We start from the raw sequence: 12,424 nt of genomic DNA on the forward strand, positions 1-12,424 counted from the left end.
AAACCAGCTAATGTGCGTGGCAATGAATAGTGTATGAAGTAAAATTATGCTTTTGAAATGCGGCGCCCCGACCCCGTGCCCAGGAAGCTTCCATGAGCCAGGCAACTCCCGTCAGTCCCGATCTCGATTTGTCCAGCTGCGACCAGGAACCAATCCGCTTCCCCGGCAGCATCCAGCCGCATGGCTTCTTGCTGGCGCTGTCGCCGGCGCTGCAGGTGGTCCAGGCCAGCGACAATCTCGGCGCGATGATCGGGGTCGACCCCGCGCGCGCCATCGGCCAGGTCCTGGAGGCGGTGATCGGCGAGCAGGCCAGCCTGCAGCTGGCGCCCGAAATCGACGCCGCCGACATCGGCCAGCGCCCGCTGTACCTGTGCACCCTCGGCATCGGGCCGGTGCGCCACTTCGACGTGCTGGCGCACTACTACGATTCGCTGCTGATTCTCGAATTCGAATCGGTGGCGCGCGCCTCGGCGGCCGACTTCCGCCACCTGCACCGCCAGGTCGGCGAGTTCCTGCTGAAAGTCGGCGACAGCGCCAACACGCGCACCATGAGCGCGCTGGCGGCCCAGGAAATCCGCCGCGTCACCGGTTTCGGCCGGGTCATGGTGTACCAGTTCGACGACGATGGCCACGGCCACGTGCTGGCCGAATGCCGTGACGACGACTATCCTTCCTACCTGGGGCAGCGCTTTCCGGCATCCGACATTCCGCGCCAGGCGCGCGAGCTGTACATGCTCAACCGGATCCGCCTGATCCAGGACGCCAACTACGCGCCGGCGCGCCTGGTGCCGGCCTTGAACCCGGTGACCGGCGCCGCCAACGACCTCTCGTTCGCGGCCCTGCGCAGCGTCTCGCCGATCCACCTGCAGTACATGCGCAACATGGGCACGCTGGCCTCGATGTCGGTGTCGCTGATGGTCAAGGGCAAGCTGTGGGGGCTGATTTCGTGCCACCATGCGACCCCCTGCCCGGTCGCTTTCGACAAGCGCACCGCCTGCGAGCAGCTGGGCCAGATCCTGGCGATGTGCATCGAGTCGCGCGAAGACGCCAACGAACTGCAGTTTCGCCTCGACGTGCGCCGCATCATGGTGTCGATGCTGGCCGGCCTGACCCAGGGTTCGGACTTCATCGACAATCTCGCGAGCGTGTTTCCGGCCCTGCTGCAGTTTGCGCGCGCCGGCGGCGCCGCCATCGTGTTCGACGAGCGCCTGCTGACCTACGGCGACACGCCCGACGACGAAGCGATCCGCGCGCTGGTCGGCTGGCTCGACGTGAACTGCCAGGGCGACGTATTCCACACCGATCACCTGGCGGCGCTGTATCCGCCGGCCGCCAGCCTGGCCGGCAATTGCGCGGGCCTGCTGGCCATGCCGGTCTCGCGCATCCACAAGCACTACCTGCTGTGGTTCCGGCCCGAGGTGGTGCGCACGGTGGAATGGGCCGGCAACCCGCATGAGAAGGAAGGCGCGTCCGCGCCGACGCAGCTGTCGCCGCGCACCAGCTTCGCCACCTGGCGCGAAACCATCACCGGCACCAGCGCGCCCTGGCATGGCGGCGAGATCGAACTGGCCATCGAGTTCCGCAGCGCGCTGCTGGGGATCGCGCTCGAACGCGCCGAGCAGATGGCCGAACTGGCCGAAGAACTGGGTCGCGCCAACAAGGAGCTCGAAGCGTTTTCGTATTCGGTCTCGCACGACTTGCGCGCGCCGCTGCGCCACATCGTCGGCTTTTCCGACCTGCTGCTGGAACCGGCGGCCAGCGAGAACCTGGAAAAGCGCCAGCGCTTCCTGCGCAACATCAAGGATTCGGCGCGCCTGGCCGGCAAGCTGGTCGACGACCTGCTCAGTTTTTCGCAAATGGGCCGCGCCGCGCTGCGTCCGACCCTGATCCAGATGGGCGACCTGGTGCGCTCCTGCATCGACAAGCTCGCGCTCGACATCGGCCAGCGCCAGGTCGAATGGGATATCGGCGCGCTGCCGGCGATGCGCGCCGACCCTACCTTCGTGCAGCTGGCGCTATTTAACCTGCTGTCGAACGCGGTCAAGTTCACCAGCCAGAAAGAGCACGCCAAAATCACCATCCGCGCCGGCGCCGAGGGCGATGAATGGGTGATGTCGATCGCCGACAACGGCGCAGGTTTTCACATGGATTACGTGCACAAGCTGTTCGGCGTGTTCCAGCGCCTGCACCGGATGGAAGACTTCCAGGGCACGGGCATCGGCCTGGCCAATGTGCGCCGCATCATCGAACGCCACGGCGGGCGGGTGTGGGCCACCGGTGTGCCGGGCGAAGGCGCCACGTTTTACTTCAGCATTCCCAAAGAACTCAATATTTAAGGTACGTAAGACATGTTAAAGCCCATCCTTCTGGTCGAAGATAATCCGCACGACCTGGAACTGACGCTGATCGCGCTGGAAAAGAGCCAGTTGGCCAATGAAGTCATCATCGCCCGCGACGGCGCCGAGGCGCTCGATTATCTGATGTGCCGCGGCGAGCACGCCGCGCGCCAGATCGGCAATCCGACCGTGGTGCTGCTCGACCTCAAACTGCCCAAGGTCGACGGGCTGGAAGTGCTCAAGGAGATCCGCAGCACGCCGGCCCTGAAAAGCATTCCGGTGGTGATGCTCACCTCGTCGAAGGAAGAACAGGACCTGCTGCGCAGTTATGAGCTGGGGGTCAATGCGTATGTGGTCAAGCCGGTCGACTTCGAGGAGTTCGTGCGGGCGATCGCGGATCTGGGGATTTTCTGGGCGGTGCTCAATGAACCGCCGCCAGGGTCGTACCGCTACGTCAAGCCGCACTAAGAACACGCGCCGCTTCGCGCGGCCCTCTGCGACGCGCTACGCGACGCGCGGGTCTAATGCGAGGTCGCACCGGCCGGCTTGCGGCGCCGCAGTAAATGCCGGATGCGTGCACTGAGCACGTCGGCGTTGTACGGTTTTTGCAGCAGATTGACCTTGGCATCGAGCTTGCCCTCATGCGCCAGCACGCCCTCGGCATAGCCCGAGGTGAACAGCAGCTGGGCCGATGGCAGCTTGGCGCGCACCACTTCGCTCAACTCCAGGCTGCTCAACTTGCCGGGCATGATCACATCCGAGAACACCAGATCGATCCTGGCGCCCGAGTCGATCAGTTCCACGGCATGCGCCGCATCTTCCGCTTCGAACACCTGATACCCCAGCGCCGAGAGCAATTCGACGGTGCTGGTGCGCACGTCCTGTTCATCTTCGACCACGAGAATCGTTTCCAGGCCGCCGAACAGGGGCGCCTGCACATGTTCCTCGGCGTCTTCCGGCTCGCTGGTGTTGCGCTGCAGGAAAATTTTCACGCTGGTGCCGGCGCCCGGTTCGCTCTTGAGCTCGATTTCGCCGCCCGACTGCTTCACGAAGCCATACGCCATCGACAAACCGAGCCCGGTGCCCTGGCCGGTCGGCTTGGTCGTGAAAAACGGCTCGAAGGCGCGCTGCAGCACCGCGTCCGGCATGCCGCAGCCGGTGTCGGCCACTTCCACCATCACGTAGTCGCCGGTGGCCAGTTCGGACAGCAGGGGCGATCCGGCCGGCACGTTGGCCGCGCGGATGGTCAGGGTGCCGCCGTCGGCCATGGCGTCGCGCGCGTTGATGGCCAGGTTCAGGATCACATTGTTCAACTGGCTCGGATCGACCTTGGTGCTCCACAGCTGTTCTTCGATCTCGGTATGGATGACGGCGCGCGGGCCGAGCACGCGGCGCATCATTTCATCCATGTCGCGCAGCACGGTGCCGGGATTGACCACCACCGCCTGCAGCGGCTGGCGCCGCGCGAACGCCAGCAGGTGGGCCGACAGCTTGGCGCCGCGCTCCACGCCGGCCAGCGCGATATCGATGCGGGTGCGCGCGCTCTCGCTCACGCCGCCGAGCAGCTTGAGCAACTGCAGATTGCCGCCGATGATCTGCAAGACGTTATTGAAGTCGTGCGCCACGCCGCCGGTCAACTGGCCGATCGCTTCCATCTTTTGCGCCTGGTGCAGGGCCGACTGGCTGGCGGCCAGTTCTTCCTGGCTGCGCCGCAGCGACACGAACGCTTCGTCGCGCTGCTTGCGGGCGATGTAGGCGGCGCTGTGGTAGCGCACCCGCGCGGCCAGTTCGCGCCCGTCCGGCCACTTGACCATGTAGTCGTTGGCGCCGGTGGCGAAGGCCCTGGCCTTGATCTCGGCATCTTCTTCGGACGACAGCAGGATCACCGGCAGATGCTCGGTATCGCGGTGCTGGCGCAGCAGGCGGATCACGTCGAAACCGTCCGCCCCCGGCATGCGCAGGTCGACCAGCACCACGGTCGCATCGACCTCCAGCGCCAGCTCGACGACGCGCTCGGACTGAGATGCATAGCGCAGCGCCACGTCGGTACAACCCTCGAGGCAGTGCGAGATGAAGTCCTGTGCGAAGGGCTCATCGTCTATCAGCAGTACCGAACAGGGGTAGGATTTGTCGTCGCTCATGTGTATTGCTATAACATAAATTTCGTTATATTTTACATGAGGACAAGCTGTTTTGAATGCAACAAAATCTCAACCGTGCGCGCTGCGTTTCGCCTGCGCTCATGCCAGGCGCATGAGCAGCGGCTGGTGGTCGGGGCCGAAGTCGTCCGATGCAAGCTCCAACGCATCCACGCGCGGCGCCAGGTCGGCGCTCACGAACATGAAGTCGCAGGTGAACGGATCGGCCGGCCGGCCCGGGTGGTCGTGCAGGCAGACCGTCGGCGCGTGCGCCCGGCCGGGATGGCGCAGCGGCCAGGCATCGGCATAGGACGGCGTGCCATCGTCGAAGGGTGCTTGCAGGCAATGGTATTCCCAGGAGCCGGGCAGGAAGTTGCAGTCGCCCGCGAGCACGGCCGCGCGGGCGCGCGGGACGGCGGCGAACGGGCCGGCGGGCGCGCCGGCACGCGGGTGGGACGCATGCGCCACCGCTTCGCGCTGCAGATCGCGCAGGCGCTGCACCTGGGCGTTGCGCTGCGGCCGGGAAAAATATTCGAGGTGGGTAGTGGTGACCCGGATCAGGCCGAGCGGCGTGTCGAGCGTGGCTTCGAGCGCGATGCGCTGCATGCTCATCACCGCCGGGTCGAACGGCCACGGCAAGGCGTGGCGCAGCACTTGCAGCACCGGGTAGCGCGACAGGATCATGTTGCCGAACCGGCGGCGCGGGCCATCGCCCTCGCCCGCCGTGTCGCAGCCCAGGCCCACCACCGGCACATGGCCGGGGAATGCGAGCGCCAGCAGCGCAAACTGGTCGGCGCCATCGCAGCCGTCCATGTCGGTATAGCCGCTCGATACTTCTTGCAGGCATATCACGTCGGCATCGGCCACGCCGCGCAAGGCCTCGGCCGTGCGCGCGATGCTGCATGCGCCGCTCGGGGTGCGCCCGCGCTGGATATTCCACGTCATCAGGTTCATGCCGCCCGCCTCCCGACTGTCGATCAGAGGTTCAGGCTAGCCGCGTGGCGGCGCGCGGGCATGATGCAGCTCAGGCGTGCGCAAGTTGGCGTTCCGGCCAGCGCATGCGGGCGGCCAGGGCGCAGATGAAGCGCTCGTCGTCGACGTGGAACAAGGACGGGTCGTCCCGGTCCTGGGTGCCGACGAAGAAAATCCAGCCCTTGATTTGATTGTCCAGCCGGGCCTGCTCGACGGCTTCCGCGCGCGCCGTGTTGATTTCGTGCAGCAAGGTGTTGCGGCGCGCCGGGCTCCAGCCGGACCAGTCGACCCGCAAGCGGCACAGGCTGAGGTAGCGGCGCGCGGCGCTGTCCCATTCGCCGGCGTTCAGGATCAGTTCGCAATGCACCGCGCTGGCCGCCGGCGCCTCCTTCCAGCGGATCGGCGCATAGAACAGGTGGTGCGGATTGGTGAAAAAGGCCGGCTTTTTGTTGGGGATGAACCAGAACAGCTGGGCGTAGGTCTTGCCCCAGACGCCGGGGATGTCGAGCGGCAGGAATTCGCGGTCGTTGGGGAAATGGATGTACGTGCGGCAGGCGGGGCGGATGGTCTTGATCGTGTGGCCGTGGTGGCGCGCGTGCACCGACGCCCGGGCGGCGGCGTGGACGGCGGCCAGGGTGCTCGATGCGAACGACAGCTTGACCGGGCCGGCGGCGGCGCCGGCGGGCTCGTCGTCCAGGATCAGCTTGCTGGGAAAGGGCATCGGAAAGCCCTCGCTGTTGCCGACCCGCTCCTTTTGGCCGCGGCTGACGATGCTGTGTTCGGCATCGACAGCACAGCCCTCGGCGTGCCGGTTGATGCGGCCGAGGGTGAAATACGGGCGGCGCTTGTTGACCGCCGCGTCGTACGAGGCCGGATACACCTGGGTCGGACAGCCGCGGCACACCCAGGCTTCCTTGTCGACCACATCCATGTCCCATAATGCTTCAGCTTCGACCAGCTCGTCACTATGACGGTTGCGCGCGACATCCATGAAAAGGCTCCGGAAACGGTTCGAAGGGCGATTATGCGCCGCCCCGCCGCGCAAAGCTTGAGCCCGGCTAATCAAGGGCCTGCCGTGCAAAAAGACAACATCCTTGCATCCGCCCATTTCTCTTGCATCACCGGTAAGCAATAGTGAAACTGGTTAAGTCATCAGAATGTTGCTATAATATTACTTCGAACCGTGAAATAGAGCTGTCGGTATGACATCAAGCAAGCGGCGACTGTTAACCATAGAAAGACCGCCGCATGGCCTCGACGAATACACTCAGCAGTTTTACCGACATCAGCGCCGCCTTGAGCCGCATGGAGAAGCAATACAAGACGGCGGGCGCCGCCGCGCTGCAAGATGTGGAAAACCGCATGCAACGCTTCGCGCGCGTTCATTCGCTGCCCAGCATGCGCGAACTGGCCCAACACACTAAAGCGACCAGCTGCGCCTACGCCGTCCACGAAGCGCTGGACGCGTCGAACCGGCGGATGGGCGAGATGCTGATCAAGCAGGTCGACGGGCTCGACTTCAGTACCATTCTGGCCGCCCTCTGGGAAGGCACCAAGGAAACCGCGCTTTTCATTGGCGGCGGCGCGGTCCTGGGCGCGGCTGTCGGGGGCGGGCTCGGCGCCCTGGCCGCCGGCGTGGGGGCGGTACCGGGCGCGGTCATCGGCGCCGCGCTGGGCATGGAAATCGCGGCGGCGGTCCTGTTGGTGATGGGCCTGGCCGAGATGGTGGAAAGCCTGATCGCGACGGTTCCCGAAATGTGCAGGAAAATGATCCAGGGGTTTGCGCTGGCATGGCGCGCCGGGCTGTTGCCGCACAATGCCACTGCCCAGTATCACCAGCTCATCACCGCCTCCGCGCAAGCCTTCGCCGAAGGAAAAGTACTGCTGGTGATTGCCGTCATGTCGGGTGTATCGATTTTTTTGGCCAAGAAAGATCTCACCAAGGCGATGCGGGTTCTGCGCGAGAGCAAACTCGGCGCGCCAGTTGCCAACTGGGTGAAGTTGAACGAGGCGAAGATCGGTAACAGCCCCGCATTCAAGCCCAGAAGCACCGCAGGCCAGGTCGGGCTGTCCAAGGCGCCGTCGGCGCCAGCGGTGAAAGCGCCAGCCCCGGCGCCAGCGCCGGTCAAGACGGCGCCGCCGGCCAAAGCCTCCGCGCCGGCCAAGGCCCCCACACCCAAAGGCAAGGGAAAAGACAAATTCGAGTTCGAAGGCGAAGCCGAGGAAGCATGCCCCGATTGCGAGCCGAAAATCGGCAAGCCCGTCAGTCCAAGTTCCGGCGCCAAGATCCTCAAGGGCCCGGGCGAGCGCGATTTTGTCTTGCCCGCCCCCTTGCCATTGGTCTGGCAACGCAGCTACAGCTCGCGCCAGCGCCAGGCCGGCTGGATGGGACAAGGCTGGTCGACGCCGCTCTCGCTGGCCCTGCAAGTCGATGACGACAGCGTGGTCGTCCTCGACTCCTTCGTGCGCAACATCACGTTTTCGCTGCCGCGCGTCGGCCAGTCGCTGTATTCGCCGTCGGAAAAAATCACCCTGCTGCGCACCGGTCAGCGCAGCTTCGAGCTGTCCAATGCGAATGGCGCGCGCGACCTGTTCGCCATTCCGGACGGCGGGCATGACATTGCCCGCCTGGTCGGGCAGATGGATGCCAACGGCAACCGGATCAGCATCAGCTACAACAAGCGCCAGTTGCCCGAGCAGGTCGAAGACGGGGCCGGCAATCTGTTTACGCTGGCGTTCGAGGATCACCGGGCCTATCCGCGCCTGCGCAGCATCAGCGTGCAGGGCGAGGGAGTGGACGAGCCGCAATTGCTGGTGCAGTACGCCTACGATGATGCCGGCAACCTGAGCCAGGTCAGCAATGGCGCGGGCGCGATCACCCGCCAGTTCGCCTACCGCAACCACGTGATGGTGGAACACAGCCAGCCGGGCGGCCTGGTGTCGCGCTACGAATACGACGACTACACGGCCAGCGGCCGCGTCACGCGCAACTGGACCAACAGCGGGCAATCGTGGAACTTGCGCTATCTGCCGCAGGAAACCATCGTGACCGACAATCTCGGCCGCGAAGAGCGCTACCGCTTCGACCACCAGCGCCGCATGATCGGCATCGTCAACGCGGTCGGCGGCGTCACCACGCGCCAGCTCGACGCCCATGGCAATGTGCTGCATGTCACCAATGCCGGCGGCCGCACGACCAGTTACCGTTACGACGGGCGCAGCCGTGTGGTGCGCGTCGAAAGCGGCGGGCACGGCACCGGCATCGTCTACGACGAACGCTTCGACAAGCCGGCATTGATTACCGACGCCCTGGGCGCGGCCACCTTGCTGCGCTACGACGACAATGGCAACCTGGCCAGCGTGACCGATGCCCTGGGCCAAAAAACGTCGTACCAGTACGATGCGCTCGGCTTGCCGGTGCGGGTGCTCGACGCGGCCGGCGGCGTCAAGCGCCTGGCCTACAACCGCGCCGCGCAACTGATCAGCTACACCGATTGCTCGAACAACAGCACCTATTTCAGCTATGACGATAGCGGCAGGCTGGTGCGCGCGACCGATGCCGCCGGCAACGCCACGTCGTACAGTTACGATCGCCTCGGGCGCATGGCCGCGGCCACCTCCCCGGACGGCGCCACGGTACGCTATGAATATGACGCGTTCGGACGGCTGGTGGCGAATGTCGATGCCGCGGGCAACCGCACCAGCTACGTGCTCAACAGCGAGGGCAAGCCGGTCAAGCGTGTCGATGCGCGCGGCGGCGTGCTCGAATACCGCTACGACGATGCGCAGCGCATCGCGGAGCTGATCAACGAAAATGGCGATGCCCACCGCTTTGTCTACGACGCCCGCGACCGCCTGGTGGAAGAAACCGCCTTCGATGCGCAACTGACGCGTTACCGTTACGATGACAACGGCCTGGTCGTCGTCAAGGAAGAATACGGCAGCGCCGAGCGCAGCGAATACACGCGTATCGATACCCATTATTCGCGCGACAGTGCCGGCCAGCTGATCGAAAAGATCGTCTCGCGCGCGAATGGCGCAGCCAGCGCCGAACAGATCCGCGTGCGCTATGGCTACGACGCGCTGGGCCGGCTGACGCAAGCGGTCAATGCGGCCGCCGAAGTCACGCTGCAATACGATGCCTTGGGCCAGTTGGTCGGCGAGCGCACCAGGACGCGCGAGCACACCAGCGCCTTGCACCATGCGTATGACGAACTGGGCAACCGGATCCAGACCACCTTGCCGGATGGGAGGGTGCTCAACAACCTGTTCTATGGCTCCGGTCACCTGCACCAGATCAATATCGATGGCGAGGTCATCACCGACATCGAGCGCGACCGGCTGCACCGCGCAACGTCCCGCACGCAAGGGGCGCTGACCACCGCGCTCGCATACGATCCGGTGGGGCGGCTGCTGGCGCAGGTGGCCGCTTACATGGACGTTGGCCAGGGCGCCGAAGCGGTCATTGCGCGCCATTACCAGTACGATGACGCCGGCAACTTGCTGGCCATCGACGACCAGCGCAATGGCTTGAAGACCTACAGCTACGACGTGATCGGCCGCATCATGACGGCGGTGCAGCCGAACCTGGAGGAGCGCTTTGCGTTCGACCCGGCGCACAACCTGTTGGACGCCACCGTCGGCGCGGCGGGCCGGGTCGAAGGCAACCGGGTCAAGGTGTTCGAGGACAAGCGCTACGACTACGATGCGCACGGCAACCTGACTGAAAAGCTGAGCGGCAAGCACACGCGCCTGCGCCTGGAATGGAATGCGGCGCACCAGCTGGTCAAGTCGGAGACCACGCGCAATGCGCATGAGGCGCAGCCGACTGTGCAAAAGGTGAAGTATGCCTACGATCCGTTCGGACGCAGGATTGCCAAGAAGGATGCGTTCGGGACGACGCGCTTTGTGTGGGACGGCAACCGCCTGCTGTCCGAGGCGCGCGGAGAGTGGGAGCGCACCTATGTGTATGAGCCGGGCTCGTTCGTGCCGCTGGCGCAGCTCGATACGGTGACCGGGCAGGACGCCGGCACCGGATGCAAGGTGCACTATATCCACACCGATCATCTGGGCACGCCGAATGAAGTCACCGACCAGAATGGCGAGCTCACCTGGGCGGTCGCCTACAAGGCCTGGGGCAATGTGCTGCGCCGCGTGGACGTTGCGGCGGAGGCGGACCAGTCGCACGCTGCCCTGGCGCAGGTCCAGCCTATCCGTTTCCAGGGACAGTATCACGACAGCGAAACGGGCTTGCACTACAATCGTTTCCGCTACTACGATGCCGATTGCGGGCGTTTTGTGTCGCTTGATCCGATCGGGCTTTCCGGTGGGCATAACACGTATCAATACGCGCCGAATCCGGTTTCATGGATCGATCCGTATGGCTTGAGTGCGGAAGGTTGCAATTGCACGGTGTATTGGCACGAGATTGAAGGTAGCCCCCTCGGACACTATTCAATTGAGATTACCTCTGACGGGAACACGATACATTCACACCAAGCGGGCGGAACTGGCGAACGTACAAGGCCAACCATCGACTTCACAGATACCCCTGATGCGTCTAAATCTGCGCCATTTGTACTGCGGGACCCCGCATCGGCGCAACGGGACCAGAAGGCCCGTCTCGAGAGGACGGGACCGGTCTATGACCCCAAGACGCAAAGTTGTGTGACTTACGTTTGCAAATTGCTGAAGTCGGGTGGCGTAGACGTACCAGAAGGCGCTCTAAGGCAATTAAGGTTTTTGCAGGATCGATTGGAATAGAACGATGATAAAACCAACATATTGTAGAAAACATGGCGTGCAGATGTACGTAGCGACTTCACCAAGGTTGGCTGCGGCCATTTCGAGCAATGAATCGATGCCCCCGGAAGAAATCCGATACCTTCGTTTTAGAAATGATGGAAAGTCATATGAGCGTGCAGTAGATTCAAATTTTCTTGAAAAATTCGGGCTTCCCGTGAACGATGCCGTGGTAATACTGAAAGACCGAGATAAAGCTCTTAAACAACTTAACGATAGGTTGCTTATTCAGAAAATTATCAGAGAAATGAAAGGCGTTTGCCCTTTGTGTCTTGACGGTGTTTTACATCCCCTCGCCCCGTAAGCCTTTCATTAATATGGCCGCATTGCTGGCACCACAATACCAAGTGGATGGCAAGCAGGATTTTTGATGAAAGGCAATTGATACAAGGTCAAAACGATGCATGCGCAAAGTTGCGTATGTCAACCTCGCTGGATGGGATTCAGGTTCTCCCACGATGCATCATGCATTGGTTGTTCGGAAAAGCGGGGTCGGTGCGGTAAGCGGCGCTCAGCTTGTTGATCGCTGCGGGTTGGGAAAGCGGGAAGACCTGAGCCCGTCGGTCCAGGCTGCTTGCGGATCAGTTCCGTGCCCATACTTGTGTTTGCAGGGTGATGGAGGCTGGTGGACACGAAACCCCAAAAGACGCTCGTAGGCAATACATATATTTATCCACTGAACAACCGTAAAATCATGGGACCAAAATATTGTGTGAAGCACGGCTTCCAGCCATTCGCAACTACGTCGCCCAGATTGGCCGAGGCGATTTCGAACAATCAATCCGTGACACATGACGATATCAGATACCTTGAGTTCGATTTATTCGGAAGAAATTTTAGACGAACGGTTGATTCATATTTTCTCGAAAACTTCGGACTCCCTTCAAATCGCGAGGTCGTTGCCCTGAAAGACAGAGATACAGCTGCCAAGCAACTTAACGATCGATTACTTATCCAAAAAATCACGAAAGCGCTTATAAGTGTGTGCCCTCTATGTCTTGACCTCGTACTACCGTAAGCGGCCAGCGGCCCCACCTGTACAGCCTGTCTAGCGCTAAGTAAAGTCGGGGAATGGCAGCAGCGAATCAATCTGGCTGTTGGGGCACGTCGGGAGACGTTCCAGCACGATGGCCAGCCAGCGCGCCGGATCAAGGCCGTTGAGCTTGGCGGTAGCGA

General features: G+C 63.0%; 8 protein-coding genes. 4 read left to right on the forward strand and 4 right to left on the reverse strand.

All coding sequences use genetic code 11. From position 1 onward, the window contains the following. Positions 1–92 precede the first annotated feature (92 nt). On the forward strand, positions 93–2,336 hold the full coding sequence (locus tag F2P45_RS15650) for an ATP-binding protein (protein ID WP_166876718.1): 2,244 nt from the start codon (positions 93–95) through the stop codon (positions 2,334–2,336). Between the two features lie 12 nt (positions 2,337–2,348). Continuing rightward, positions 2,349–2,804, forward strand: a complete 456-nt coding sequence (locus tag F2P45_RS15655) for a response regulator (RefSeq protein WP_166876721.1) — start codon at positions 2,349–2,351, stop codon at positions 2,802–2,804. A gap of 53 nt (positions 2,805–2,857) precedes the next feature. Here the strand turns inward: F2P45_RS15655 and F2P45_RS15660 are convergent, their stop codons facing one another. From F2P45_RS15660 to F2P45_RS15670, 3 genes are all read right to left on the reverse strand, one after another. Next, positions 2,858–4,477 (reverse strand): response regulator, encoded by a 1,620-nt coding sequence (locus tag F2P45_RS15660; RefSeq protein ID WP_166876724.1) that lies wholly within the window; start codon positions 4,475–4,477, stop codon positions 2,858–2,860. A gap of 99 nt (positions 4,478–4,576) precedes the next feature. Next, positions 4,577–5,428 (reverse strand): endonuclease/exonuclease/phosphatase family protein, encoded by an 852-nt coding sequence (locus tag F2P45_RS15665; protein ID WP_166876727.1) that lies wholly within the window; start codon positions 5,426–5,428, stop codon positions 4,577–4,579. A gap of 70 nt (positions 5,429–5,498) precedes the next feature. After that, positions 5,499–6,437: a hypothetical protein gene (locus F2P45_RS15670; RefSeq protein ID WP_166876730.1), complete on the reverse strand. Its 939-nt coding sequence runs from the start codon at positions 6,435–6,437 to the stop codon at positions 5,499–5,501. 257 nt (positions 6,438–6,694) lie between these two features. Between F2P45_RS15670 and F2P45_RS15675 the strand changes: the two genes are divergently transcribed. Together F2P45_RS15675 and F2P45_RS15680 are read left to right on the forward strand one after the other, a co-directional pair. Continuing rightward, a complete protein-coding gene (locus F2P45_RS15675) occupies positions 6,695–11,209 on the forward strand; it encodes a DUF6861 domain-containing protein (RefSeq protein ID WP_166876733.1) in 4,515 nt (1,504 codons plus the stop codon). Between the two features lie 4 nt (positions 11,210–11,213). Further along, positions 11,214–11,552 carry a hypothetical protein gene (locus F2P45_RS15680; RefSeq protein WP_166876735.1) on the forward strand — a complete coding sequence of 113 codons (339 nt, stop codon included), beginning with the start codon at positions 11,214–11,216 and terminating at the stop codon, positions 11,550–11,552. A gap of 750 nt (positions 11,553–12,302) precedes the next feature. Here the strand turns inward: F2P45_RS15680 and F2P45_RS15685 are convergent. Next, positions 12,303–12,424 (reverse strand): transposase domain-containing protein (locus F2P45_RS15685; RefSeq protein WP_166871194.1); only part of this gene is annotated, 122 nt, incomplete at its 5' end.

This window comes from Massilia mucilaginosa, from assembly GCF_011682145.1.
GTDB classification, from domain to species: domain Bacteria; phylum Pseudomonadota; class Gammaproteobacteria; order Burkholderiales; family Burkholderiaceae_D; genus Telluria_A; species Telluria_A mucilaginosa.

Excerpts from the sequence above, each read along its gene's own strand:
- F2P45_RS15675 (WP_166876733.1), top strand. The coding sequence starts at position 6,695 with ATGGCCTCGACGAATACACTCAGCAGTTTTACCGACATCAGCGCCGCC.
- F2P45_RS15680 (WP_166876735.1), top strand. The coding sequence starts at position 11,214 with ATGATAAAACCAACATATTGTAGAAAACATGGCGTGCAGATGTACGTA.
- F2P45_RS15670 (WP_166876730.1), bottom strand. The coding sequence starts at position 6,437 with ATGGATGTCGCGCGCAACCGTCATAGTGACGAGCTGGTCGAAGCTGAA.
- F2P45_RS15660 (WP_166876724.1), bottom strand. The coding sequence starts at position 4,477 with ATGAGCGACGACAAATCCTACCCCTGTTCGGTACTGCTGATAGACGAT.
- F2P45_RS15655 (WP_166876721.1), top strand. The coding sequence starts at position 2,349 with ATGTTAAAGCCCATCCTTCTGGTCGAAGATAATCCGCACGACCTGGAA.
- F2P45_RS15665 (WP_166876727.1), bottom strand. The coding sequence starts at position 5,428 with ATGAACCTGATGACGTGGAATATCCAGCGCGGGCGCACCCCGAGCGGC.
- F2P45_RS15650 (WP_166876718.1), top strand. The coding sequence starts at position 93 with ATGAGCCAGGCAACTCCCGTCAGTCCCGATCTCGATTTGTCCAGCTGC.